This is a genomic window from Bacillus cereus group sp. MYBK245-2, assembly GCF_051916145.1.
In the GTDB taxonomy this organism is placed as follows: Bacteria; Bacillota; Bacilli; order Bacillales; family Bacillaceae_G; genus Bacillus_A; species Bacillus_A pacificus.
In genome coordinates this window covers 156260-182145 of record NZ_JBQAGB010000009.1, presented here as the reverse complement: position 1 = coordinate 182145, position 25886 = coordinate 156260, and the positions used below count along the sequence as shown (strand labels likewise).

Below are 25886 nucleotides of genomic sequence, written 5' to 3'. Positions count from 1 at the left end.
ATGAAAAAAACAATATCTATTTTCATATTAAGTATATTATTGTTAATAAATGTAAGCGCATGCTCTAAAAATGAAAACAGATTTCCAGCAAACGGCGTACTAGTTATTGGAGATGAGGACAATACTTCAACTATTATAGATCGTTATAAGGAAAACACGAAAGAACATGAAGTTTTTTCTGTGAAAACAGGTAGCTTTGACCAAAAGAGGGTTTTAATATTAAATGAATCTACTGCAAAAGCGATGATTAAAGCAAAAATTTTTCGTGAAAGAGATCAATCATCTCTTTCCAAACCTTTAGATACGTTGCCAAATTTTCCAAAAGAAAGTTCGCTACTATTTATAAATGAAGAAGAAAAGAATATAAAAAGTATTGAAATAGAAGGAAAAGCGATACCAGTTACATATGATAGGGATGCTTGGCTTGGTAATAATCGAAACTATGGACTACTATCGTATGTAATTGTCGCGGAAAATAATGTGTATAATGAAATAAAAGCAAATGAAACAAAAATACAACTTCTTCATTTGAAAAAATCTTTAGGCGACGAAAAACCTAAAATGTCGACAGATAATACATTGACTAATGAATATGTAAAAGTAAGAAAGTTAATTGAAGGTTATAGAGATGAGGTATCAGTTCAGTTTGTAACGATTGGAGAAAAATCTTAAAAAAGAGCTCGAGGTTGATGGATACTTTATCAAGCTCGAGCTCTTTTTAATACCGTTTAAATAACTTACATTACTTCATTTAATCGAGTCTCACTCGTTTCTTCAATCGCATTTGAATTTTGAACTGAATTATTTTGTGCTTCTTTTTCTTTACGAGCCTTTTGTAGCATTTCAAGTATAATCCATAAAGGAACACCTTTATCTTTTAGCATCTTCCATAAATCTAATTCATTAAATTTATGCTCAGGTTGTTTCATCTCTTTTTCAGATGAACGAATATCAAATTTGATGGGATCATTTGATTTTTTATCTTCAAGTTTAGTAGAAGAGATCGTATTATGCTCAAGAGTAGATGGAGTTATTTTAGTAGGTTGAGATAATGTATGAATATTTGATCCGATTTGCATGCTTTTTCCTCCTTTTCAAGCAATGAGATTAGTTTTCTTATGGTTTTTAAATCTTTTTAACATGAGGAAACTATATCTAATTATAAATTCAAATAAACAGATTTACAAGCTGTATTGTAAAAAGTAAATGTTTAGTTGAAGTAATATTTATCAACATCTGTATATGTTTTCTATATATACAACGTATATAAAATACTTTACATTATGTTTAAGTTATTAAAGCATGCTGTAAACTAAAAAGTGTAAACGCTTTATTAGAGGGAGGAAGTATGGGGAAGTTATTTTTTAAAATATGTTTTTTTGCATTGATGACTGTATGTTCATTCGCCACGAAAGTAATATACGCTGAAGAGAGTCAACAAAATAATTATCCGATCATATTAGTGAATGGATTTGCTGGATGGGGTAGAGAAGAAATACTTGGCGTAAACTATTGGGGTGGTGTTCATGATATACAGGAAGAGTTGAAACGTAATGGTTATACAGTTCATACCGCAGCTGTTGGGCCAGTTTCTAGTAATTGGGACCGTGCATGTGAATTATATGCCCAAATTAACGGTGGTACAGTGGACTACGGTGCCACACATGCTGAGAAACATGGACATAATCGGCTTATAGTGGTTTCGGATTACCTATTTTGGGAAGAAGACTCCATCTGATTTGTGTTACGGGTGAAGCCCAACAATTCAGGTGGAGATGAATTGCCGTCAGAAGGTAGGTTGAACTCTTTTGTTTCGCTCATAGTAATTTTTTGAGTGCGAATGTTTGTTTCTTTTTGTCTTACGATATAATGTAGATGAGGAGGGAATAGATTGTAAGGCAACGAAATTGGATAATGATTATCATTCCGCTACTTGATCCAAAAGGAATTACGATGCAGAACATGTTCTTGTTTCATTTCTTTCTAAATATTAATTTGTCAAAAATAATTTTAATGAACGCTCTAAGAAAGGTGGTGAAAACAATGGCTAGAAAGAAAGCGGTGAAAGTATTACGGAAACAAAAGAAAAGAGAAACGATGCAACGATTCACGCAGAAACAGAATATCGGACGAGCTTGCCTCACAGCTAAAGAGTTTCGTTTACTTAGGCGCATGTCACATAGCTCAAAAGCGTTGCGAAATGTTGGCTTGTATACCATGAAACAAAGCTATTTGAATGATAATAAGATGGCTACCGTAAAAGAAGTGGACACTGCCATGCAAGCCGATATGAACTACTGGGGCATGCAATCAAACTCTGTTCAAGCGATTCGTAGATCCTTATTTACAGAAGTGAAGAGTTTTTTTAAAGCAATGGAACAGTGGAAGAAAAATCCTGAGAAGTTCACAGGTCGTCCGAAGTTTCCCAATTATTCTCGTTCCACTGACAAACGAATTATTGAAATCTACCAAGTTCCAAAAGTGGATGAGAGCGGGTATTGGATTATTCCGATGAATATTGCATTCAGAAAAAAATTCGGTTCCATTAAAATACGTATGCCAAAAAACTTAAGACATAAAAAAATTTCCTATATTGAGATTGTACCGAAGCAAAAAGGTCGGTTCTTTGAGGTGCATTACACATATGAAATGCACATTTCTCAAATGAAGAAACCATCCACGACTACAAGTAACGCTTTGAGTTGCGATTTAGGTGTAGATAGATTAGTAAGTTGCGTAACAAATACAGGTGATGCATTTTTAATTGATGGAAAAAAACTAAAATCTATTAACCAGTACTTCAACAAAGTGATACGTAATCTACAACTGAAAAATGTAGAAAACGGACTTTCTAAACGAATTGTAACGAATAAAATGGCTGTACTTTGGCATAAACGAGAACGACAAATAAATAGTTACATTTCACAAGCGGTAGGCCTGTTGTTCAAAAAAGTGAAAGAATTTGATATAGATACGATTGTTGTAGGGTATAACACGGGTTGGAAACAAAAATCTGATATAGGGAAAAAGAATAATCAAAAGTTTGTTCAAATCCCATTTCAGAAATTGATTGCAGCAATTGAGAATAAATGTATAAAAGAAGGCATTCGTTTTTTAAAACAAGAAGAAAGCTATACTTCAAAAGCTAGTTTTCTGGATAAAGATCCGGTTCCAGTTTGGTCTAAGGATGATAAGATGCAGTATCTCTTTAGTGGCAAACGAATCACGCGTGGTCTGTACCAAAGTAAAGCAGGAACATGTATCCATGCTGATATTAATGGTGCGCTGAATACATTGCAAAAATCGAGAGTTGTAGAATTAGATGAAAATCTCAAAGTGAGAACGCCGATTCTATTAGAAGTGTAAAAACGTAAGGCTGTTGCCTCGCGCATAGCTTAGTGGGTGCGTCAACCATCTATGTGTACTCGACTTGTCGGGGCTTGTAGCACACGCCAGATTCATCTGAGTGGTGGCTTTTTCCACAAGGGAGAACTGCTTTTTTTCGAAAGGGTGGTGCAAGTGGGAAAACAATCGTTCGTTGTTAGTACCAACCAAAAATATACTTGGGGTGTTACCATAAGGTGGCATGAATGCTAGAGCGTCAAACTGTCTAGCGATAGACGAAAAGACCTAGTGTTCGAACTCAAGCCCCCACTGAAAGGCTTTATCTCAGTGGGGGTAGTTGACATTATATTGAAAGTGGGATTTGGTAGAAAAATATGGGGGGATATTATGAAAATTCAAGTTGTATTATCAGGATATGGAACAGTAGGAAGAGAGTTTATAAAATTACTACATGAAAAATGTTCATATATATATGAAACATATGGTATAGAGTTAGTTGTAAGTGGCTTATTAGGTAGAAATGTTGCAATACATAATGAGGATGGGTTATCTATTCAGGACTTATTAACGTATGGTAGCAGTAGCGCAGCAATTGAGAAGTATATAGAATATCATCCTGAGGAACGTGCAACAGATAACATAAGTGGTACAGTACTGGTAGAATCAACAGTTACAAACCTTAAAGATGGAAATCCAGGGAAACAATATATAAAACAAGCGATTGAAAAACAAATGGATATAGTAGCAATTTCAAAAGGTGCGCTTGTTACAAACTGGAGAGAAATAAATGAAGCTGCAAAAATCGCAAATGTACGAATTCGATATAGTGGTGCAACTGCTGCGGCATTACCGACACTTGATATTGGTCAATTTAGTTTGGCCGGTTGCCGTATTGAAAAAATAGAAGGAATATTAAACGGGACTACAAATTATATTCTTTCGAAAATGAATGAGGAAGATATTACGTTTGAAGAAGCATTGAAAGAAGCGCAAAGTAAAGGAATTGCTGAAACGAACCCAATATTAGATGTAAGTGGTTCTGATAGTGCGTGTAAATTGTTACTCTTGACAAACAGTTTAATGGGAGCAGAGAATACGCTTACCGATATACCTATAAAAGGAATCGAACATGTTACAAAACAACACATTCGAAATGCTAAGGAACAAAATAAATTTATTAAATTAATTGCATCAGCATATAAAGATGAGGATGGCAATGTGAATTTAAATGTTGAACCGTGCGAAATAGATAAAGATCATCCGCTAGCAAATGTAAATGGGACAGAAAAAGGGATTACGTTCTTTACAGATACGATGGGCCAAGTTACTACAATTGGTGGTGCATCAAATCCACGCGGAGCCGCAGCAGCAGCTTTAAAAGATATAATTAATTTATATCGTAAAGATTTGTCACGTATTAACGGGGAGTAAAGTTACTAATTGATTAAAGTTGTATTTTATAAAACCGTACCGCCCTTTATAAAAAATACATATGTAGTGGACCTTTTGAGAATGAAATAATTATGCAAAAATGATTGCAGGGGGTAAGGAATTGTTTAAAGATTTTAAAGTTGTGAAAGATCGTCCCGTTTATATTCAATTAAAAGATTATTTAAAGAAGATGATTATGAAAGGGCATTTGCTCGGGGATCAAAAAATTCCTTCAACAAGGGAACTAAGTGAATTACTTAGTGTAAGCAGAAACACTGTACTCGCTGCTTATGCAGATTTAGAGCAAGAAGGGCTCATTTATGCAGTTAAAGGAAAAGGAAATTTTGTTGCGAAGGTTGATATATCGAACACTTCGTCTGTTGAAATAGATTGGAAAAATAAACTTAATACAGTTACTTTATTAGCTGATGAATTAGATTTAATGAAACATGGTGTTCGTTGGGAAAAAGGAATGATTGTTTTTAACAGTATTGCTCCGGACGAAAAGCTATTTGATGTGGAAAATTTCAAAAGAGCTTTTCTTACTCGTATGTCCATTGAAGGTGATGTCGTATTAAATTACGGATACGCAAAAGGCTATAGACCGTTAATGAAATATCTACTTCATTATATGGAAATGAAAGGTGTAGATATTTCGAACAAAGATATTTTAATTACAAATGGATTTACAGAAGGGTTAGACATTGTAATATCCTCGTTGTCAAAGAGATCAGGTCGAGTTATTTGTGAGAATCCAACTCACCATGCTGCGCTGAAACTATTCCGCTTACATGGCCTTGAAGTTCACGGTATTGATATGAATGAAGATGGTATTGATACGAATCAAGTTGAAAAAAGCTTGCGTGAAAAAGAGTTTGATTTTGCGTATTTAATTCCTTCCTATCATAATCCAACCGGCATTGTGACGAGTTCAGAGAAAAGAACGGAACTGATGAGATTATTTTCAAAATATAAGATTCCTATTATAGAAGATGGATTTAATGAAGAGTTACGTTATTCAGGTTCACATTTAGCACCATTATTAACTTTTGCTGGTGCTGGTAATAATGTGATTTATATTAGTAGCTTTTCAAAGGTACTTTTCCCTGGCTTGCGTGTAGGTTGGATCATTGCAGATAAAGAACTAATTCATTATTTAGAAAGTGTGAAAAGAGCAAGAACTATTCACACATCTACTTTAGATCAAGCTGTTCTTTTTCAATATTTACATGAAGGATATTTTGAAAAATATTTAAAAAAGGCAAGGTCTGTTTATAAGAAAAAATATGAGTTAGCTGTTGGGGCGTGTAACGAGTACATTCCGTTTCAAAGAATGACCGGTGATGGTGGACTTCATTTATTTATAGAGTTAGAAGAAAAAATTCATGCCCGTAGGCTTTTGCAAAAGTGTTATGAGCAAGGGGTTACATTTTCTCCTGGAGATGTGTTTTATTCTGATGGAGGAGGAGCGAACACGTTTCGATTAGGATTTTCACGTTTGAAAGAAGAAGAAATAGTTCGGGGAATCAAAATAATCGGTGATACAATAAAGTGAAACTTTAATCAGTGGGGGGGTGTTCATCCCCCACTGATTATTAGCCCTCACCAATCGGGCTTTTACAGGCAGTTGATCCCCCACCTAACTGCATTGTTTCCGCTGAATTTTGAGGTGGGGGTCTTACTGCCCGTTAATGCGGGATAAAAAAAGAAATTTGGAGTTGAGGAAATGAGAATTGGTGTTATTATGGGAGGAGTATCCTCTGAAAAACAAGTATCAATTATGACTGGAAATGAAATGATTGCAAATTTAGATAAAAATAAATATGAAATTGTACCAATTACATTAAATGAAAAAATGGATTTAATCGAAAAAGCGAAAGACATTGATTTTGCATTGCTCGCATTACACGGAAAATACGGAGAAGATGGGACAGTTCAAGGAACGCTTGAAAGTTTAGGTATTCCTTATAGCGGGAGCAATATGTTATCTAGCGGTATATGTATGGACAAAAACATGTCAAAAAAGATTTTACGTTATGAAGGAATAGAAACACCAGATTGGATTGAACTTACAAAAATGGAGGATCTAAATGTTGATGAATTAGATAAGTTAGGATTTCCATTAGTGGTAAAACCAAACTCTGGTGGTTCTAGTGTTGGGGTAAAGATTGTCTATGGTAAAGATGAATTAATTTCAATGTTGGAAACTGTGTTCGAATGGGATTCTGAAGTAGTAATAGAGAAATATATAAAAGGTGATGAGATTACATGTTCCATTTTTGATGGTAAACAGTTACCCATCATTTCAATTCGACATGCGGCGGAGTTCTTTGATTACAATGCGAAATATGATGATGTAGGTACTATTGAAGAAGTTATTGAACTTCCAGCTGAACTTAAGGAACGTGTAAACAAAGCGTCACTGGCTTGCTATAAAGCATTAAAATGTAGTGTTTATGCAAGGGTTGATATGATGGTGAAGGACGGTATTCCATATGTAATGGAGGTTAATACATTACCAGGGATGACACAAGCGAGTTTACTTCCCAAAAGTGCAGCTGCAGCGGGAATTGACTATAGTAAACTATTAGATATGATTATTGAAACTTCATTAAGAGTAAGGGAAGAAGAAGGGTTTTAAGTAGCAGTACCATGAATACTTTTGACAGTAACATGAAGTATGTTATGATGAATACGATACGAAATTTATATATTTATCCACTAGGGGGGCCTATTATAGGCTGAGATCAAATTGGAATTTGAGACTCTTAGTACCTGATCTGGTTAATGCCAGCGTAGGGAAGTGGGAAAGACATTGTTATTTTATGAATAAATACTGTCAATTTCACTTTCTTTACGTCTGTAAAGAAAGTTTTTTTGTTTTACAGATTTAATAATGGTGGGTAAATACTTAAATTTCATACATAATTGGAGGGATTTACATGACTTTTTCACAATCATTACGTAAAGAAGTAGACTCAATTTGGGAAGCTAGTTTTCATCATCCTTTTGTAAAAAAGCTTGGTGAAGGAACGTTAGATTTAGCTAGTTTTCGCTATTACGTGCTTCAAGATTCATATTATTTAAGTCACTTTGCTAGAGTACAAACATTAGGAGCTGCAAAAGCACTGGAATTAGAAACGACAGCTCGTATGGCACACCATGCCCAAAATACATATGAGGCGGAATTATCATTACATGAGAATTTTGCGAAGAAACTAGGGATAACACAAGAAGAAAAAGATAATTTTATCCCTGCTCCAACTGCATATGCGTACACTTCACATATGTATCGTGCTGCGTATGAAGGACATTTAGGCGATGTTATTGCAGCAATTTTACCTTGCTATTGGTTATATTATGAAATTGGTGAGCGTTTAAAAGAGTGTAAGCCAGAAGAGCCAATTTATAAGGAATGGATTTCTGCTTATGGATCCGATTGGTTCCGAACACTAGTTGAAGAGCAAATTACACGATTAGATGCAATAGCTGAAAAAGTAACAGAGGCAGACCGAAATCGAATGAGACAACATTTTATTATTAGTAGTCAATATGAATATTCATTTTGGGAAATGGCTTATACATTAGAAAAGTGGCCGGTAAGTACAGAAGAGCAAAACGTAATAGGATAAAGAGAAGAGGTATTGCTATTCACAGGTATGAATAATACTTAACAAAAGAAGTATCGCAAAAAGGCGCATCAATCTAAATGCGTCTTTTTTTAATTTATAAAAATGAGCCCGTGGAAAAATAGGTACATGAACAAGGTGCATTATCTAGTGATAGGTCATATTTTGTAGGTGTATGTATTGAACTTAGTTTATCCCGCGTTAACGGACAGTAAAACTCCCACCTCAAAATTCAGTTGGAGCAAAGAAGTTAGGTGGGAGTCGGGCTGTCCGTTAACGTCCGATTGGTTCAACTAATAATCAGTGGATGATGAACAAAACCCCCACTGATTAACGTTTCACTTTATAGCGCTATTTCTACTTAGGAAATATAGGAAAGCGTCAAAAGGTTAAAAGTTAATAAACGGAGGTCATGAAAATGAATCAGTTTCAACAAGAACTACAAGCGTTAAGCCTTAATGATTACCAGTCTGGAAATGTTGTGTATTGGGACCAGCAAAACCAATATCCATATTACTATATTGAAGATGCTGCTCGTCGTTGTGGTGGCTGTGGTCGTTGTGGAGGTCGTTGCGGTGGATTTCGTTGTGGTGGATTCCGTTGTTTTGGTTGCTTCGGTTGTTTTGGTTGTTTTAGTTGTGGCGGTTGTGGCAGCTGTGGTAGTTGCTCTAATTGTTTTAATGGTACTTCTGACGCTATTGTAATATATGAATACTGACTATGAATATTCATATAAAATATTAGCTTTATACATGTACATGCCGGCAAAGAATATAGTGCCATCGCTAGTGGATATATTCAATCATTCAATCGTACCTTACTCTTTGTTCATATAGTATAGGATTGTTAGCGGAAATCTAAGACTCTTTATATTGAGAAATCAAAAAGAATCATCTTAAAGAGTCTTATCTTTTTTCATATATTAAAGAGAAGGTAGCAAAAGTTAACGACTCTTTAATGTGTGAAGGGAATAAGAAACTGTATTTTGTTTCTGAGCCAACATCAGATACACAACTTAATGCAATTAAAGGATACCTTGACCGTAAAGGTTGGTGGTATGAGGTTAAGTAAAATATTCTATGTAACAGCTAATGAGGCCTATGTAAATATATATTAATTTAGTAACAGCATGACAAAGAAACCGATTCCTATAAAAGAGAGTCGGTTTCTTATAATTATTATGTCAAAGTTTAATGCTGATATCTATTAAACAATAAACTCGAAATATTCCGGGAAATCAATGTTATTCATATTCTCTATACCACCATTTTCCTCTATATGAGCATATATTTTATGAACGCATTTATATAACAAGGCCACATGTTTCTCAGGCATATCATCTAGTAAAATAAATGCTTCGACACGGTTAGTTGCATTCTTTGCAACTTTAAAATTCCATCTACTATAAAGCTCTGGATTTAACATACAAGATTCGGTATCTGGACCAAAACTGTAAATCACATTTTCTTTATCCTCATTTTATTTTATGATTGCTATTAGTGGATATCTCCCCATTGTTCTCAACACTCCTTAATCAAAAACTTTATCAAGAGGAACTTTTAAATGCTCATCAAAAGGTATCATTGGCTCAGTAGATGCAGGTTTAGAATTTACGATTGATGCGAAAGTAACTGTCTACACAAAAGCAAAGGGAAAACATACTATGTAACAACTAATGAAGCCTATGTACATGTGAAGTAGGAAGAGAGTCTGCTTATATTGAGCAGACTCTCTCTTTGTTTAAAAAGATTAAATATAATAATCAGGATTTTCAACCATTTTATTTATAAATTCCTCTAAAGAATCCGCTATTTTTGTAGAACTCGAGTAAATAGGACATTGGCCTAATTCATTTTCTTCTTTGAATTTAATTGTTAAAAAATTTAATTCTGTTACTTCAAAGAAAACCAGCGATTCTTCATCATCAACACCATCTATATTGGGGTTGTATTCATAAATATCTTCCCTTAAACGAAAATCAGAAACCGAAAATGGGTCCATAAATCTATTAAAAAAGAACCTATCTGATGCTTCTAAAAAACCATAACCAATTTCCTTGTAAAAATCTTTTAATTCTTTAGGGAATTTCATTTTTAACAGCTCTTCTGCCTCTTCTATTTCCTCACTTTTTAAAGGATAGAAAATAGGTGTTTGGTCAGATTTTACACTTTCATTAGCTACAACATACTTTTTCAAAAAATCAAACATAGCTTTCGTTACCTCCGTTAATTACTTTTTTAAAATTTCTCTTGAGATACTGTCCTTAGCGTGTATACCACCTTGATGTTCATCAGGGTATTTAGCTGGGTGCATATTCCACCATTCATGTTCTCCGCCATGTGCATTTTCAATAAAATGATGTGCATCAAATGGCTTATCAATTCTCCGTGATACTTTACCTCTTCTGGAAATAACTTCCTCTGTATATGTAGGCCATATTTGGCCTGTTTCTTTTTCCCATTCAGCTATCAGCTTATTTTTTATAGTATTGAACTCAGCCCTTCTTTGATCTACTTCTTCCTTGCTTAATCGTTCATAAGCATTCTTTTCTAAAGCTTCCTGAAGCAATTCTCTTTGATTTTCAGGGATTTTTCTGTTTGTTATTTCTTCTACTTGGCTAAGATATTCTTGGAATCTAGGTGTATTTAAATTACCAGAATCAGCAAACATAAATGTATTACGTGCATCTTCTAAAGAATTAAAAGAAGTTTTTGGAATATCTCTAAACTCACTAACGCTAGCATATGCAAAGCGATCTCCCATTTGCAATTTATTCGTAAAATGCGAAATACCTTCTGAGAATTTTGCTACACTCGCACCATTTGCGAGTGTAGTGATTTTGCTTATTCCTTTATTACCAATAAGTCCTAAACCAACTTGAGTTAAAGCATAACTTCCCCATTTTGCACGACTTTCTGCGTCACCATTTATTACATCATTAATAAATGAATCTGACAATACATGTGACAGAGTCTGACCGCAAAGGAATGAAAAAGCATTTTATTATTAGCAGTCAATATGAATATTCATTTTGGGAAATGACTTATACATTAGAACAGTGGTCAGTGAATAAAGAAGCGAAAAAGGTAATAGGATAGTGAAAAGAGGTATGGATATACATATGTATGGTCAATACCTCTTTTATAATCTTTTGTAAAATTATTGTAAATCCCAAATACAATACGTTACTTATATTGTATAATCTTAATGTATTGTATTTATAATATGAAAGGAGGGCTATGTATGAAAATTTCTTTTAACTTTTATCAGAGTCATGTCATTAATATATAAGTCGGATAAGCGGTATTTGCTTCTCTTTTTAAATAATTAAATTATGTGATGATACTTTAGTTTTTTGAGATCAAGAAAAATGAAGAAAGGAAGTAATCATTTTATGGAAAATTTAAAGTTGTTAACATTTGAAAATATAATAGAACCTCTTTTAAACGAAAGCGTATCATTTATATATTTTCCTATTGAATGGCTCGATATTGTAGAGATACATTATAAGACATTTTTATTAACGAGTAAGTTGAAACGATTGAATGAAAGATTATATGATATGTTTTCTGATATATTATTTATTCAGCATAATCCATATGTATTAAATGAAAATACACCATGGATTGTATGTAAAGAACCTATTAGAAAAGAACAACTTGATTATATTTTTCAAAGTTGGTATGAGATTATTCATGATTGGAAACCTAATAAATTAATAGGTTCACCAAAATATGAATGGCATTATGATTTAATTTCTAATTTAACAGTACTACATGATAAGGAAGTATATTCTAAATGGGTGCCCGCTTTAATTTCACATATTTTTTGTGAACGTCCTGTACAATTAGAAAATATAAATGAAGAAGATATATATTTTTCTCCTCTTAGATCACAAAATATTTGTGAGGCGATGTCAGAGCCTATTAAAGATGAAAAAACACAAGACTATTTCGCTTATGTATTTCGGTTCGAATATATAACGCGCGGAGGAGAGAACATTCCATTATTAAATGTTTCAATAGGAATTCGGAGGTTTTATCAAGAATATAACCATCCAGACATTCCTTTGCTATTAAGACGAAAACGGGGCATGATATTAATTTCTACTCCAGAATTTGCATTGAATAATAAGAAATTACGATTTGTAAAACTAAAAGTTCAGCAGGCTACAAACGGTATCAAATGGATTAAGATATTTAGAAATTTAAAAGAGGATTTTCGTATAGGTGGAGAAGTTGAATTAGATCATATTCTTCAATATCCGAAAGATTATATGCTAGGAGAAAATCTTAGGGTGTTGCTTCCATATAATGAAAGAATATATAAAGTTCAAGGTACTAAAATAAAACCTGGTATAAAAGTAGAGGAGAGAGAGTATTTATTTAAAGGGTTTCAGCAAAAATTCACTTATTTCACATTACTACCAGAATGTAAAAAACTAGCAATAAATAATAGGAATGAAGTATTCCCTTTAATTGCACCAAAAGGATTAGAGACTATAACGCTAGAAATATGGTCTGAAAAAATATCGCTGGAAGTAGAACAAGCTTTATTTGAAAGTGAAATGGTGTTAGCTCAAATCAGTGAGTCATCATATATATTAAATGCAGATTCTCCAGTATTGCTAAAAATAGTAAGATGTAATATTGAAAAGGTATTGCAAAATCCATATAAAATGCAATACTGCCAGAAGTATAAAATGAATTTAGTAGAGGATGTTATGAAAGCGGTTTATGCTACTGCAGGTGAGCGCAATGATGCGACTTTGGCGTTAATTGCAATGAAAAATTGTGATGGACGTGAAAAAATTGATCCAAAGCAAATTGTTAGAGAAGGATTTGCACGAACAAACCGTATTTCAGCATTTATTAATTTATTTATAGGCCAAAGTGTGTCTCGTAAAACGATTATAAATGGTATTTTGAGTTTATTAGAACAAAAAGGATTTTTAAAACGTAGTTGGAATAAGATAAATTTACCTTGTACATATGTTAATTTATCAATTGAACGAATCTCGAAATTTGATTTCTTACCCATTTTTTCAAAAATAAAAGGAAAAGAAATTTCATATAAATTATATGGGAATATAGAGTGGCAAACGATTGATCGTTTATTATTAAATGTAGATAAACATAACACCTTTTTGCCGCAGCCTTCAAAAAGAAATGATATGGGCATTCAATTTAAACAATTTGTTTCTGAAACATTAGCGGAAATTTTACAACCTGCAAAAGAGCAAAATGAGCAAGTATACTTCATTATAGATGCGAATGTAAGAAAACATTGGATAAAAGAGTTACAAAATGAAAAAATTGATATAGATACTTTCCCTGACATTGTTCCAGATGTGCTAAAGGTTCCAAACTTAAATGCTGTAAGAATAAATACATCTTTTGATGTACCAAAATACGGTGTGATAGAATGTGATGACGTACTAGATAGTACGAGTTTATATATAGATCAAAAGGGAATGTATTATAGCACTGGTGAGTATCTGTGTAATGATAGTGAAACATTGCATCGATATATACTTGAAATATTACCTCTAGGTGTAAAAGCTGTTGAAAGGAACTATATTGCCAAAATGGTACATTACATGTGCTGTAATTCAAGTATGCTTTTGGAAAAGAATATACACATGCCATATTCTATGCATATGGCGAAAGTAATAAAGAGCTATATGACGGATATAGATGCAAGAGAGTTTAAAGAGTTTGATGATGAATTGGATGTAGATATTATAAAAATAGAAAAGAAAGATTCAATTATTCTACTGTAAATAATAATAAACAAATCCTGCTCATTATATCGATCAGGATTTGTCATTTTTTCATGTAAATAAGGATATCTTTTGTCATGTATCCTCTCTTTTATATATTTACTTTATTTCCATACAGGATTAAGATGTTTTTTAGAAATAAAAAACTATATCATTTGGAAAAGCAATATGAATGAATTCAAAAGAAATTGGAAAGGAATGAGGAATTGTGAAGAAATTAGATGTGCTATTCATGCTATTGAGCGGCCTCTTTCCAGTTGCAGGAATTTTAAAGCAAATCCCACTAGAACAATCTTTATATATTGGAGGCCTTTTATTTTTCACCAGTTTCGGTAGTTATTTTGCGAAAAAAATATATTCACGTATATGTAGCTGGATAGCATATGCGCCATTTATTACACTATTGTTAGTTATTTGGCATCAAGATATTTCAACAAGTTCAATCATAGCGAATGCGAAAATCGCTGCTTGTATCGCTTTAATCCCATGTTTATTCCGTTTTCGTACATATGGGCTTACTTTCGGTTTATTCGCATTATGGGCCGCTTTACTATGGGATATTAAAGAAGTGCAATCGTTAGTCATACTTGAACGTATGTCGAGTTTAATGACAAGTAATTTCAAATATCTTATGCTTTTAGTTGGTGGACTTATATTAGGTGGATTAATTGCTATGTTATTACACCGTAAAGAAGAGGATTATAAAGAAAATATAACTTTATTTCAACAAAAAAAGAAACGTAAAAAGCAATCATTTCAGATTCCGATCCCAAGATTACCGAAATTTAAGTTAAAATTATTTAAGTTTGGTGGCAAAGTATCGAAACAAAAAACGCCTGAAGAAATACGTGAGCATAATTACGAAGAACCAACTGCAGTTGCAACATATGAAATGGCAGAGCAAATACCTCAATATAAAGAAGAGACTGCTCAAGGACAAACGAGGATGGAACGTCGTAGAAATCGGTATAATGCATAATAAAGTTAAAAGCCCCTTAATGATTAATCAATTTTAAGAAAAATCATTAAGGGGTTTTATGTTATTAAAAATAGATTGCTAAGGTGGAATTTATAGCATACTCTAAAATCGAGGACTAAAATAAAATAATGGGAGGACAAAATGTTTATTATTACATATATTTCTGTCTGTATATTATTTTTAGTTAGTTTTTTACATGTTTATTGGGCTTTTGGAGGTAAGTGGGCGACAAATAGTGTCATTCCAACAAAAGCTGGAGAAAAGGCTTTTACACCAGGTACAGGGATGACTTTGTTCATTGCGTTATTACTAAGTATGGCAGCAATAATTTTATTACAACAAACAAATATTGTTCATTTCGCATTTCCTAATATTATTGTTCGAATGGGATCTTGGGTTTGTATGGTTGTTTTTTTTCTAAGAGTAATAGGTGAATTTCATTATTTTGGTATCTTTAAACGAAAAAAAGATACACGTTTTGCTAGAATGGATACTGTTTTATTTATACCACTTTGTGCATTTCTATCTTTATCATTTTTACTCGCAATTATAATGTGAATAAAAAATAGTATCAGTTTTTTTCATATTAAATATAAACGTAAATTGGCAAGTGTAAAAGTGTAAAATCTAGTATTAAATAAAAAGGATGTAAGCGCCTTTTTATCGAATTATAGATTATTATGAAAGGCGGGTGCACGATGAAGTATGTAAAAGTCAGTATGAATGGCGGAAGTGAACATAAATTTTCGATGACTTTAGAGCGATTTGAAAAACTTATTACAACAGAGAATGGACTATTAGAAAATAAATTAGTTAGTATTGAAAATGTAATGATTAATCCTACTAATATATCTTCTGTAGTTGAAAAAATTGGTGTACCGGCAAAGTTTATGGAAGCTTAAAAATAGGTACATAAAAAACATCCAAGGGGGATGTTTTTTTATGTATAAATATGTTAATTGTACAATGAATTTATGAAGAGAATGTATAGTGATACTTCGTACATGCACAAAAAATAAGTACAAGCATATATTAGATAGTGGGACAAGACCTTCGTGTCCTACTTAATACTCAGAAAAACCTCTATCACATGAGAGCATCTGATTGCAGGGTGCTCTTTTTTTATCCCACTTTAATGGGCAGTAAGACCCCACCTCAAAATTCAGCGAAAGCAAAGAAGTTAGGTGGGGGTCGGGCTGCCCATTAAAGTCCGATTGATGAGGGCTAATAATCAGTGGGGATGAAGAAAACCCCCACTGATTAAAGTTTCACTTTATCCGGATCTTTAACTTTTAATTTTAAACATATCTTTGATGCTCATAAATATTAAAAATAAAATAATAGCAAAAATTAAGTTAGATAAATAGAAATCTTGATGAAATATTAATTCAAAGATGACATCAAAAGCATATAAAAAGGCGATAGTAGGTAATATACAAATAAATATAAATCTCCAATTTTTTAGATAATGTTTATAATTAGGAAATACTTTCTCCATAAACATAGCTCCTATATTTTTATTTTCTATATAATTATACATTTAAATAAAGAGATTTACAAAAGATTATTTAGCAATCTTTCTAATACATGATTTGACTAAAAAACTTTTAAAGAGTAACACTTAAATGATACACTATAATCTACGTTATTTTCGAAATGAATAGAGGGGTTTACATGATAGATAAAATTAAAAATGCTGTAGAGGATATGCACGAAGATGAAGCAAAACATTTACTTCAAAGTATTCTAATCCAATTAAATTTATTAAAAGAAAACTATAGTGAAGATACTATTAAAAATTTGATGGATATTCCTAAGCAACTAACGAGTAATACATCTTATAAAAGAAATGTAAAAGAAGTCTCACACGTACATATTGCATTTGATGATTCAACAGCTGGATGTTTAAAGCATATGCTTGGTCAAGAAGAACGATTGGAAGAGATGGTTGTTGCTTTTTCTGAATTCTTTTCAATTGGGCCGATAAATAAGTTACATATGAATGAAGGGCAACTAGCAAGAAAAGAGTGGTTAGTAAATAACTTAACTTCTTATGATTGTTATTTTGAAGAAGAGTATTTACCAAGATTTAAGGAAACTTTAGAAGTTTTACATTCAATTCCGAATGAAACACCAATTACCATTTGGAAGGCAGATAACGCACATGAACATGTAGGTCTATGTTTTGTAATGGCGCAATTAAAAGATAAGAAAAATATTCGCGTTATGAATACATCTGAAGCAAGTAAAGAAATATTAAAACTAGAGTATGTTATTCGTGGAACAGGAGAGTTACCACCTGAAAGTTTAGCTCTAATTCAAAAAAGTTTTGTAAAATTGCCGTATTTAACTGTAGAGAATCGTATGCAGTTTGAACATGAGTGGGATAGTCTATCGAAAAGTACGGAATTTTTAAGAATTTGGACAGACAATGAAGTGCGTTCTGTACAAGAAAATTATTTTGATCAATTTATTATTGAATGTGCGAAAAGTATAGGTGCTGATCAAGAATTCCGAAAAGCTCCTAGAGTAATTGGTGAAGCACTTGGTCTTGTAGAGCAATCAGTTGGCGATACGTTTTTAGAATATCGCTTAAAGGAATTAATTAAACAAGAAGTATTTGAATTTGAAGGTTCATTAGATGAAATGCGTTTCTATAGTGTGAAATTAAGAAAATAATACATCTATTCCGTTTATGAAGAAGCTCGTATTTTTAAAATACGAGCTTTATTTTTTGTTGAATTTAGGCTATACATAAGCTTCCCAGAGATGGCATATCACATATGAATGGTAAAGGAAATGAATGAAAAGAAGGTGATTTATTAATATGTATAACCAACAAAATTATCCATATGATCAAGCGATGTATTATAATCCACAAAACTACGGGTATGAACTTACAAATGAAGTGAGAGATATTGAACAAGAAGATTACAGACCAGATGATGCGGAAGATGCCCCAACGTCACCACCTCCGTCACAAGCGCCGTCGTTACCGTCTACATTTGCTTCTCCTGCACAACCAGGTAATATGAAATCCTGGATGTGTAACTGTCTAGGAAGATGGGGCTATTTACGCTTACATCGTCCTGGTCCTTTCGGAAGGGATTTATGGTTCTTCCCGACTGAAGTGAGAAGAAATGGAGTATCAGGTTACACGTGGCAAGGTGGTCGTCGTCGTAAAGTAAGTTATCGCTATCAACAAATTAGTAATTTTATGTGCTTCGCATAAAGAGAAGTGAGGGAGTGAAACGATTTTACTTTCTCACTTTTTATTTTTCAATATACGAAGTGAGATTTTGATTAAAAATTTACAATTTTCGCGTTTTTATTAGAGTATAATGCATATGTTGGGTTGGTTTTCAACAACAAATGAGAGTGAGGGAATACAATGTCAATGAAAAATAAAGTTGGGTTAAGCATAGAGGATGGCATTAATTTAGCTTCAGCTCAGTTTAAAGAAGATGCGTATGAAATTTATAAAGAATCGAGAAAAAAACAACCAATATTATTTGTAAACCAAGTTGAAATCGGTAAAGAATGGCTCATTACTAGATATGAAGATGCTCTGCCACTTTTAAAAGATAATCGTTTAAAAAAAGATTGGAAAAATGTGTTTTCTCAAGATACAAAGAACATGTATCTTTCCGTTGATAATAGTGATCACTTGACAACACATATGCTAAATTCAGATCCACCTAACCACAGTCGTTTACGATCTTTAGTTCAAAAAGCTTTTACACCGAAGATGATTGCACAATTAGACGGAAGAATTCAGAGAATAGCAGATGATTTGATAAGTGATATAGAGCGAAAAGGTACATTAAATCTTGTGGATGATTATTCATTTCCATTACCAATTATTGTGATAAGTGAGATGCTCGGTATTCCAAAAGAAGATCAAGCGAAATTTAGAATTTGGTCTCATGCTGTTATTGCAACACCAGAAACACCTGAAGAAATAAAAGAAACTGAAAAACAACTATCTGAGTTTATTACATATCTTCAATATTTAGTTGATGTGAAACGAAAAGAGCCAAAAGAAGACTTGGTGAGTGCTTTAATACTTGCAGAGAGTGAAGGTCATAAACTTAGCGCCCGAGAACTATATTCGATGATCATGTTACTAATTGTAGCGGGACACGAAACAACGGTAAATTTAATAACAAATACAGTATTAGCACTTCTTGAAAATCCAAATCAATTACAGTTATTAAAAGATAATCCAAAACTAATTGATTCGGCTATTGAGGAAGGATTGCGTTATTATTCTCCAGTTGAGGTTACAACTGCAAGATGGGCAGCAGAACCTTTTCAAATTCACCATCAAACAATACAGAAAGGAGATATGGTTATTATCGCATTGGCTTCAGCGAACCGTGATGAAACAGTATTTGAAAATCCAGAAATATTTGATATTACACGGGAGAACAACCGTCACATTGCCTTTGGCCATGGTAGTCATTTCTGCTTAGGAGCTCCACTTGCGAGGTTAGAAGCAAAGATCGCTATTACTACTTTGTTCAACCGAATGCCTGAACTACAAATAAAAGGCGATCGTAAAGACATTAAATGGCAAGGTAACTATTTAATGCGTTCTTTAGAGGAATTGCCTTTAACTTTCTAGAATAGTTAAAGGGAGACATGCATACATTGAAAATGTTTTACATAGAGTATGTATGTGTTATTTAAATTTGAAACGGAAGGGTGAAAACATCCCAATGATCAACTAATTCTATTTATAAGAGATCTTCGTTAAAAAACGAAATATTCTTCTGAATAGGATTAGTCTGTACATTTATAGAAAAGGGATGTATTTCGCTCTGCGAATATATAGTCTTTTTATATGATTTGTGCTGCTTCCTGTTCAGAACATGAAATAGGAGGCTTTTTTATGTCGACAAATGTAGTAACGAAACAAAACAATGGGGTATCACAAGTATTAAAAAATCGGTTTGTTCAAGGGATTTTAGCATCAGCATTATTTTTACAAATTGGAATATGGGTTCGGAACTTTGCGGTATTACTATATGTAATGGAAATGACAAAGGGTGATGCTTTTGCTATTTCGATGATTTCAGTGGCGGAGTTTGCTCCAATTTTCATCTTTTCCTTTATTGGTGGAACGTTTGCTGATAGGTGGAAGCCGAAGAAGACAATGGTATGGTGTGAAACGTTAAGTTCTATTTCGGTATTTGCTGTATTAATTACTCTAATGTTTGGAACGTGGAAAATCGTATTTTTTGTCACACTTATTTCTGCAATTCTTTCACAGTTTTCTCAACCATCTGGCATGAAATTATTTAAACAGCATTTATCGGCAGAACAAATTCAATTAGCAATGTCTATTTATCAAACAATATTTGCGATATTTATGGTATTAGGACCGATTCTTGGAACATTTATTTTTCATAGTTTTGGAATTTATATTTCAATCATTATTACAGGTATCGCTTTTTTACTTGCAGCAGCTGTGTTGTTATTTCTTCCGAAAGATCTTGAGAATGATAATGAGAAAAAAGAAATCACTTTATTACAGGAAATGCTTGATGGTATTAAATATGTGAAAAAGAAAAAAGCATTAACTTTGCTAGGGCTTTGTTTTATGGCAGCAGGACTAGGAATTGGTTTAATTCAGCCGTTAGGTATTTTTATTGTAACTGAGCAGTTAGGATTATCAAAAGAGAGTTTACAATGGTTACTAACAGTAAATGGTGCAGGAATGATTGTTGGTGGTGCTTTAGCGATGGTGTTTGCAAAAAATGTTGCGCCGCAAAAGATGTTAATTATCGGTATGCTTGGTCAGGCAATCGGCATCGGTATTATAGGTTATTCCACCAATTTATGGGTAACACTCACAGCACAACTTTTTAGCGGTTTAGCTCTTCCTTGTATTCAAATAGGTATTAATACGCTCATTATTCAAAATAGTGATACTGATTTTATTGGTCGTGTAAATGGCATTTTAAGTCCGCTATTCACCGGTTCAATGGTAGTAACAATGAGTATTGCTGGTTCATTAAAAGAAATGTTCTCATTAAGTACGATGTACGAAGGCACAGCTTTACTATTTATAATTGGATTATTATTTATTTTACCTATATACAATTTAAAGCCAGTTATAGCAGTAGAGAGTGAAATGAATAGGAAAGGAAGTGCTGTGCAACATGAATCCTAATCCAAATGTTAAATACCCTATTGAAGGAAATAAAAATGTTCACTTTATAAAAAATACAATAACGAAAGCTAATATACTTGTTGGAGACTATTCATATTATGATGCGAAAGATGGAGAAACATTTGAAGATCGAGTATTACATCATTATGAATTTCTTGGTGATCACCTTATCATTGGAAAATTTTGTTGTATTGCAAATGGAGTTACCTTTATTATGAACGGAGCGAATCATCGGATGGATGGATTTTCGGCATATCCATTTAATATATTTGGAAATGGGTGGGAGAAGCATACACCTAGTTTGTCTGATCTACCTTACAAAGGGGATACAGTCATAGGTAATGATGTTTGGATTGGTATGGATGCAACCATTATGCCTGGAATCAAAATAGGAGATGGTGCAATCATTGCAGCTAAATCTGTTGTGACTAGAGACGTTGCACCATATACAATTGTTGGTGGAAACCCCGCAAATAAAATAAAGGAACGATTTACAAATACAATAATAGAGGAATTACTGCAAATTCAATGGTGGCATTTTGATATTGAAAAAATAACTGAAAATATAGATGCTATTGTACAAGGGGATATAGAGCCATTAAGAAAGCTAAAAATGGAATAAAAAATGCATAACAAAGAGTATCATACCTCCGAATTTTGTTAATGATAATAGAACGAGGAGGTGTGATACTATGGCACAAGACGTTTTATGTGAAGTAAACAATTGTAAATTTTGGGCTAACGGTAATAAATGTAGCGCAGACGCAATTTATGTAGTAAGTCATAAAGGAAAACAAGCATCGACTACAGAAGAAACAGATTGCAAAACTTTCGATCCGGAAGTATAAATTTTTAAGGGTAACCAAATCGTGGTTGCCCTTTTATTAATTATAGTATTGATAATAAATCTCATTTTCATTCATTGTTTTTAACTTTTCTTGTTATTTTTCATATTTTCTTCATAAGTGATGTAATCCAGAGCAATTCATGTTCAATACGCGATTTACTAAATTCAATGACTTCCGTAATAAAAGATGAACTAGCATCTAAAGATTGAATAGCAGTAAGCTGTTTATGTAGTACGTTTTGGCGTATTGTTAAAATTTCTTTTCTAGCTTTATAATCAAGTTTTTCAAATAGCGCGATACGAACAAGAAATTCTGCATTGTTTGTCGCGAGTTTTTCGGGAAACTCGCGTAACATTTCAGAAAAAATTTCTTCTCCTGCTTCAGTAATGTCATACATATTTCGGTTTGGTTTTCCGACTTGTGTATGTACCTTTTTCGTTATAGCCCCCATATTCTCAAAACGTCGAAGAGAAGGATAAAGCATATTATGATTTAATTCAAAATTCTCTCCTAACCGATTTTGGATATTTTTCTTTATTTCATACCCATATTTTGGCCCTGACGTCAATTCTGCGAGCAATAAAATATCAACATACATAAAAATCCCCCTTATTTATTTCTCAAGTTCTCCTACGAAAAATCCACTTTAGTATATGTTAAAATAACATATGTTAGATTATACAACTTTGAATTACCGACCCATCACTTTTATTGTAAAAGAAAAGGGAGGAAAGGACTATGGCTTCGCCTGAAAATGTGATTTTAGTTCATGAAATTTCAAAGCTGAAAACGAAAGAGGAATTGTGGAATCCGTATGAGTGGTATCAATTTATGAGGGATAATCACCCCGTACATTATGATGAAGAGCAAGATGTTTGGAATGTATTTTTGTATGAGGACGTAAATCGTGTTTTATCAGACTATCGCCTGTTTTCAAGTAGAAGGGAGCGAAGACAATTCTCAATCCCTCCTTTAGAAACTCGAATCAATATTAATTCTACTGATCCACCAGAACATCGCAATGTACGTTCTATCGTTTCTAAAGCATTTACTCCAAGGAGTTTAGAACAATGGAAACCTCGAATACAGGCTATTGCAAATGAACTTGTACAACATATTGGAAAATATAGTGAAGTTAATATCGTTGAAGAGTTTGCTGCTCCTTTACCTGTTACTGTTATATCCGATTTGTTAGGAGTGCCAACAACTGACCGCAAAAAAATTAAAGCATGGTCTGATATTTTATTTATGCCGTATAGTAAAGAAAAGTTTAATGATCTGGATGTAGAAAAGGGGATAGCACTAAATGAATTTAAAGCATATCTTCTACCAATCGTTCAGGAAAAGAGATACCATTTAACGGATGATATTATCTCAGATTTAATACGAGCTGAATATGAAGGCGAAAGATTAACTGATGAAGAAATTGTTACTTTTTCATTGGGTTTATTAGCGGCTGGTAATGAAACAACTACAAATTTAATTATTAATAGTTTTTACTGTTTCTTAGTGGATTCACCAGGAACATATAAAGAATTAAGAGAAGAACCTACATTAATTTCAAAAGCAATTGAGGAAGTATTACGCTATCGCTTTCCCATTACATTAGCTAGGAGAATTACAGAGGATACAAATATATTTGGCCCTTTAATGAAAAAGGATCAAATGGTGGTTGCGTGGGTAAGTGCAGCAAATTTAGATGAGAAAAAGTTTTCACAAGCCTCTAAATTTAATATACACCGAATAGGAAATGAAAAGCATTTAACATTTGGTAAAGGTCCTCACTTTTGCTTAGGGGCACCACTTGCACGTTTAGAAGCTGAGATTGCATTAACTACCTTTATAAATGCTTTTGAAAAGATAGCATTATCCCCATCGTTCAATTTAGAACAATGTATATTGGAAAATGAACAAACTTTGAAATTCTTACCTATCTGCTTAAAAACTCAATAAACTGTTCAGCAAGGTACAAATTTACTGTACCTTGTTCTTTTATTTCTCAATTGTGAAATTTTAGTTGGTTATTTAGTATGGAAGTGTGTGAATAAGAGTAGAGGAGGATGCTTATGTTAACGTGTAATGGAAGTAAGACGTTCCAAACATTTATTAAAGCTGTAACGGATTTAATAAATAGTAATTTGTTAGAAGATCAAATGGTTTGTGGGATTGAAAAATTATTAGAAGAACTTTTAGAAAAGAAAACATGGCTTCCGTTAGAAAAACAGAAGGCGAATTCGGCTCAATATGCACGACACTTATTATATGAAGATCCTTTAAATCGTTTTGAAGTATTAGCTCTTGTATGGAAAGATGGACAATCGACTCCTTTGCATGATCATGATGGCACATGGGGAGTAGAAGGTGTATTTACAGGGAGAATAATGGTGCAGAACTTTATACAAACTAAGCAGCTTGAAAATTCACTTGTTTATTTAACTCATACAGGAAATCTTTATTTGGGAGAAGGAGAAACAGATAAAGTCATTCCACCAGCTGATTGTCACATTCTTGAAATAGATGGCAATGAAAGCGTTGTCACAATTCATGTTTACGGAAAACGTTTAGAAAAGTTTAAAGTATACGTTCCAACTAAAGAAAAGAATGTATACACATGTGAGACAAAATATATTCATTATAATTCATAGTTTAAAGTCCAAAGCCCTTGCTTTGGATTTTATTTATAATTATTTCTTGACCTGAAACGCTTTTCATAAATTATAAATAAAGAGTGCTTTACGAGAGCGGTATGAAAACGATACCTTTCATTTCATATGAGTTCGTGTATATATAGAAAGTGGTGAAGAAATAATGAAATTAATCGCAATTGATTTAGATGGAACTCTTCTTTCGGGGAACAAAATGATTAGTAACGAGAATGCAGAAGCAATTCGAAAATGTCAGGAAGCTGGTCATGTTGTAGCAATTTGTACAGGTCGTTCTATCGTCGATATTGAACGATTGTTGTTAGAAGTTAATTTGGAGTGTCCAATTATTGCCGAAAATGGTGCGCTTATATATAATGATAAAAAAATGATGAAGAGATATCCAATTCAAAATATGCAGGCACTCGAGATTGTGAATTATCTTGAAGAAAACGGATTATATTATCAGCTTTATACTAATAAAGGTGTGTACGTACCGGAATATGGAGTAGAGAGTGTACGCAATGAAATCGATTATGTGAAACATTCAAATGAAAATATCGATTTGAAAGAGTTGGAAACGATCGCAGCATTATACCTTGAACATACAGCATTTCTTAGTGCAGAAAGTTGTAAACCAATTGTAGAAACAGATATACATGTGCATAAGCTTTTACCATTTTCTTATGACATGGAAAAATTAAAAAAGTTAAAAGAAACGTTTCTGCATAATACTGATTTAGCAATTACATCTTCATATTGGCATAATTTAGAGATTAATCATCGAGACGCTCAAAAAGGAAATGGACTATATACTTTAGCGGAACATTTAAATATTCCAGTTGAAAATACTGTAGCGATAGGTGATGGGCTAAACGATGTATCCATGATGGAAAAAGCAAACCTATCAATTGCAATGGGGAACGCAGTCGAAGAAATAAAAGCGATGTGTCAATATGAAACTTTGACTAATGAAGAACATGGTGTTGCACATGCTTTATATAAATATGTAATGTAATATAAAAAGAAAAAAAGAATCTAAATATTTTATT

General features: G+C 33.0%; 25 protein-coding genes, 5 pseudogenes and 1 riboswitch. Of the genes and pseudogenes, 24 read left to right on the top strand and 6 right to left on the bottom strand.

All coding sequences use genetic code 11. From position 1 onward, the window contains the following. Complete coding sequence (locus tag ACTFRN_RS16695; protein ID WP_074567932.1) at nt 1-672, top strand: lipoprotein BA_5634 family protein; 672 nt, start codon at nt 1-3, stop codon at nt 670-672. A gap of 65 nt (nt 673-737) precedes the next feature. On the opposite strand, the gene ACTFRN_RS16690 is transcribed toward ACTFRN_RS16695, so the two are convergent. Then, nucleotides 738-1079: a DUF3914 domain-containing protein gene (locus ACTFRN_RS16690; RefSeq protein ID WP_001165513.1), complete on the bottom strand. Its 342-nt coding sequence runs from the start codon at nt 1077-1079 to the stop codon at nt 738-740. A 269-nt stretch (nt 1080-1348) separates the two neighbouring features. On the opposite strand from ACTFRN_RS16690, the pseudogene ACTFRN_RS16685 reads away from it, so the two are divergent. The 8 genes and pseudogenes from ACTFRN_RS16685 to ACTFRN_RS16650 all read left to right on the top strand — a co-directional run. Next, nucleotides 1349-1690: pseudogene (locus ACTFRN_RS16685) on the top strand (esterase/lipase family protein); the annotation flags it as partial. Nucleotides 1691-2043: 353 nt separating this feature from the next. Beyond that, nucleotides 2044-3366: an RNA-guided endonuclease TnpB family protein gene (locus ACTFRN_RS16680; RefSeq protein ID WP_088106785.1), complete on the top strand. Its 1323-nt coding sequence runs from the start codon at nt 2044-2046 to the stop codon at nt 3364-3366. 366 nt (nt 3367-3732) lie between these two features. Then, a complete protein-coding gene (locus tag ACTFRN_RS16675) occupies nt 3733-4776 on the top strand; it encodes a homoserine dehydrogenase (RefSeq protein ID WP_088106784.1) in 1044 nt (347 codons plus the stop codon). A 121-nt stretch (nt 4777-4897) separates the two neighbouring features. Further along, entirely contained in the window at nt 4898-6331 is a 1434-nt protein-coding gene (gene pdxR / locus ACTFRN_RS16670) for a MocR-like pyridoxine biosynthesis transcription factor PdxR (RefSeq protein WP_074615363.1), read from the top strand. A 171-nt stretch (nt 6332-6502) separates the two neighbouring features. Then, complete coding sequence (gene ddlB / locus ACTFRN_RS16665; protein ID WP_001219733.1) at nt 6503-7417, top strand: D-alanine--D-alanine ligase; 915 nt, start codon at nt 6503-6505, stop codon at nt 7415-7417. A 72-nt stretch (nt 7418-7489) separates the two neighbouring features. After that, nucleotides 7490-7595, top strand: a riboswitch (TPP riboswitch). A 123-nt stretch (nt 7596-7718) separates the two neighbouring features. Further along, nucleotides 7719-8408 carry a thiaminase II gene (gene tenA / locus ACTFRN_RS16660; protein ID WP_088106770.1) on the top strand — a complete coding sequence of 230 codons (690 nt, stop codon included), beginning with the start codon at nt 7719-7721 and terminating at the stop codon, nt 8406-8408. A gap of 409 nt (nt 8409-8817) precedes the next feature. Further along, nucleotides 8818-9123 (top strand): heterocycloanthracin/sonorensin family bacteriocin, encoded by a 306-nt coding sequence (locus ACTFRN_RS16655; protein ID WP_080495756.1) that lies wholly within the window; start codon nt 8818-8820, stop codon nt 9121-9123. A gap of 263 nt (nt 9124-9386) precedes the next feature. After that, nucleotides 9387-9476 (top strand): annotated as a pseudogene (locus ACTFRN_RS16650) (N-acetylmuramoyl-L-alanine amidase C-terminal domain-containing protein); the annotation flags it as partial. Between the two features lie 135 nt (nt 9477-9611). Here the strand turns inward: ACTFRN_RS16650 and ACTFRN_RS16645 are convergent. Continuing rightward, nucleotides 9612-9866 (bottom strand): hypothetical protein, encoded by a 255-nt coding sequence (locus ACTFRN_RS16645; RefSeq protein ID WP_000640477.1) that lies wholly within the window; start codon nt 9864-9866, stop codon nt 9612-9614. A 112-nt stretch (nt 9867-9978) separates the two neighbouring features. On the opposite strand from ACTFRN_RS16645, the pseudogene ACTFRN_RS16640 reads away from it, so the two are divergent. Beyond that, nucleotides 9979-10106: pseudogene (locus ACTFRN_RS16640) on the top strand (N-acetylmuramoyl-L-alanine amidase); the annotation flags it as partial. 48 nt (nt 10107-10154) lie between these two features. On the opposite strand, the gene ACTFRN_RS16635 reads toward ACTFRN_RS16640, so the two are convergent. Together ACTFRN_RS16635 and ACTFRN_RS16630 are read right to left on the bottom strand one after the other, a co-directional pair. After that, nucleotides 10155-10613 carry an SMI1/KNR4 family protein gene (locus ACTFRN_RS16635; RefSeq protein WP_000459261.1) on the bottom strand — a complete coding sequence of 153 codons (459 nt, stop codon included), beginning with the start codon at nt 10611-10613 and terminating at the stop codon, nt 10155-10157. 21 nt (nt 10614-10634) lie between these two features. After that, a pseudogene (locus tag ACTFRN_RS16630) lies at nt 10635-11378 on the bottom strand (hypothetical protein); the annotation flags it as partial. Between ACTFRN_RS16630 and ACTFRN_RS16625 the strand changes: the two are divergent. The 5 genes and pseudogenes from ACTFRN_RS16625 to ACTFRN_RS16605 form a co-directional block, all read left to right on the top strand. Next, nucleotides 11369-11503, top strand: a pseudogene (locus ACTFRN_RS16625) (TenA family transcriptional regulator); the annotation flags it as partial. The pseudogenes ACTFRN_RS16630 and ACTFRN_RS16625 sit on opposite strands and share 10 nt — an antisense overlap. A gap of 296 nt (nt 11504-11799) precedes the next feature. Then, nucleotides 11800-14187, top strand: a complete 2388-nt coding sequence (locus tag ACTFRN_RS16620) for an RNaseH domain-containing protein (RefSeq protein ID WP_254231432.1) — start codon at nt 11800-11802, stop codon at nt 14185-14187. Between the two features lie 208 nt (nt 14188-14395). Beyond that, nucleotides 14396-15166 (top strand): DUF3959 family protein, encoded by a 771-nt coding sequence (locus tag ACTFRN_RS16615; protein WP_014893687.1) that lies wholly within the window; start codon nt 14396-14398, stop codon nt 15164-15166. Between the two features lie 141 nt (nt 15167-15307). Beyond that, complete coding sequence (locus tag ACTFRN_RS16610) at nt 15308-15724, top strand: DUF3995 domain-containing protein (protein WP_014893686.1); 417 nt, start codon at nt 15308-15310, stop codon at nt 15722-15724. A gap of 140 nt (nt 15725-15864) precedes the next feature. Beyond that, nucleotides 15865-16068: a hypothetical protein gene (locus ACTFRN_RS16605; RefSeq protein ID WP_014893685.1), complete on the top strand. Its 204-nt coding sequence runs from the start codon at nt 15865-15867 to the stop codon at nt 16066-16068. Nucleotides 16069-16451: 383 nt separating this feature from the next. Here ACTFRN_RS16605 and ACTFRN_RS16600 read toward each other — a convergent pair whose 3' ends face one another. After that, on the bottom strand, nt 16452-16664 hold the full coding sequence (locus ACTFRN_RS16600; RefSeq protein ID WP_049110752.1) for a hypothetical protein: 213 nt from the start codon (nt 16662-16664) through the stop codon (nt 16452-16454). Nucleotides 16665-16840: 176 nt separating this feature from the next. Between ACTFRN_RS16600 and ACTFRN_RS16595 the strand changes: the two genes are divergently transcribed. From ACTFRN_RS16595 to ACTFRN_RS16570, 6 genes are all read left to right on the top strand, one after another. Beyond that, a complete protein-coding gene (locus tag ACTFRN_RS16595; protein ID WP_000565675.1) occupies nt 16841-17845 on the top strand; it encodes a DUF1835 domain-containing protein in 1005 nt (334 codons plus the stop codon). 148 nt (nt 17846-17993) lie between these two features. Then, entirely contained in the window at nt 17994-18398 is a 405-nt protein-coding gene (locus ACTFRN_RS16590; protein WP_014893683.1) for a hypothetical protein, read from the top strand. Between the two features lie 159 nt (nt 18399-18557). After that, on the top strand, nt 18558-19793 hold the full coding sequence (locus ACTFRN_RS16585; protein WP_088106768.1) for a cytochrome P450 family protein: 1236 nt from the start codon (nt 18558-18560) through the stop codon (nt 19791-19793). Nucleotides 19794-20060: 267 nt separating this feature from the next. Further along, the gene (locus ACTFRN_RS16580; protein ID WP_049114293.1) at nt 20061-21344 is read left to right on the top strand and encodes an MFS transporter; all 1284 of its coding nucleotides are present in this window, start codon (nt 20061-20063) and stop codon (nt 21342-21344) included. Further along, complete coding sequence (locus tag ACTFRN_RS16575) at nt 21334-21966, top strand: Vat family streptogramin A O-acetyltransferase (RefSeq protein WP_001069223.1); 633 nt, start codon at nt 21334-21336, stop codon at nt 21964-21966. Before ACTFRN_RS16580 ends, ACTFRN_RS16575 begins: the two co-directional genes overlap by 11 nt. 70 nt (nt 21967-22036) lie before the next feature. Beyond that, nucleotides 22037-22192, top strand: coding sequence for a DUF1540 domain-containing protein (locus ACTFRN_RS16570; protein ID WP_000046091.1), 156 nt, complete (start codon nt 22037-22039; stop codon nt 22190-22192). Nucleotides 22193-22292: 100 nt separating this feature from the next. Here the strand turns inward: ACTFRN_RS16570 and ACTFRN_RS16565 are convergent, their stop codons facing one another. After that, nucleotides 22293-22790 carry a PadR family transcriptional regulator gene (locus tag ACTFRN_RS16565; RefSeq protein ID WP_000289106.1) on the bottom strand — a complete coding sequence of 166 codons (498 nt, stop codon included), beginning with the start codon at nt 22788-22790 and terminating at the stop codon, nt 22293-22295. Between the two features lie 140 nt (nt 22791-22930). Between ACTFRN_RS16565 and ACTFRN_RS16560 the strand changes: the two genes are divergently transcribed. The 3 genes from ACTFRN_RS16560 to ACTFRN_RS16550 all read left to right on the top strand — a co-directional run bounded on the left by ACTFRN_RS16560 (nt 22931) and on the right by ACTFRN_RS16550 (nt 25852). Further along, the gene (locus ACTFRN_RS16560) at nt 22931-24145 is read left to right on the top strand and encodes a cytochrome P450 (RefSeq protein ID WP_000158000.1); all 1215 of its coding nucleotides are present in this window, start codon (nt 22931-22933) and stop codon (nt 24143-24145) included. Nucleotides 24146-24258: 113 nt separating this feature from the next. Continuing rightward, nucleotides 24259-24837, top strand: coding sequence for a cysteine dioxygenase family protein (locus tag ACTFRN_RS16555; protein WP_000954458.1), 579 nt, complete (start codon nt 24259-24261; stop codon nt 24835-24837). A gap of 163 nt (nt 24838-25000) precedes the next feature. Continuing rightward, nucleotides 25001-25852 (top strand): Cof-type HAD-IIB family hydrolase, encoded by an 852-nt coding sequence (locus ACTFRN_RS16550; RefSeq protein WP_000766398.1) that lies wholly within the window; start codon nt 25001-25003, stop codon nt 25850-25852. Nucleotides 25853-25886: the final 34 nt, after the last annotated feature.